Source organism: Vibrio crassostreae 9ZC13, assembly GCF_000272045.2.
Classification (GTDB): Bacteria; Pseudomonadota; Gammaproteobacteria; order Enterobacterales; family Vibrionaceae; genus Vibrio; species Vibrio crassostreae_C.
In genome coordinates this window covers 80,337-80,565 of sequence record NZ_AJYZ02000042.1, presented here as the reverse complement: position 1 = coordinate 80,565, position 229 = coordinate 80,337, and the positions used below count along the sequence as shown (strand labels likewise).

At 47.2% G+C, this 229-nt stretch carries 1 protein-coding gene; it reads right to left on the bottom strand.

Features of this window, described 5'->3' with window-relative positions; all coding sequences use genetic code 11:
* Positions 1–229, bottom strand: a 229-nt coding sequence (locus A136_RS22760; RefSeq protein WP_032546810.1) for an Ig-like domain-containing protein, incomplete at both ends; no start/stop codon positions are given.

The following is a 229-nucleotide window of genomic DNA, read 5'->3' as shown; positions in this document are numbered from 1 at the left end:
GCCACTTTCATCGCTCATGGTGTACGTCACCACGACTTGCTCTGTTACACCTACTGACAGGTGATCAAAATCTTCGCCAGTCGCTTCAAACACTAGTTTATTATCAACGATGGTCACCAGACCTTTGTCCGAGCTCACATTGTCTAAGGTAAAGGTCGCACCATCGTCTAAATCGGTGTCGTTAGCCAACACATCTACGGTTACTGTGCTGTTCTCTTTCACTGCACCA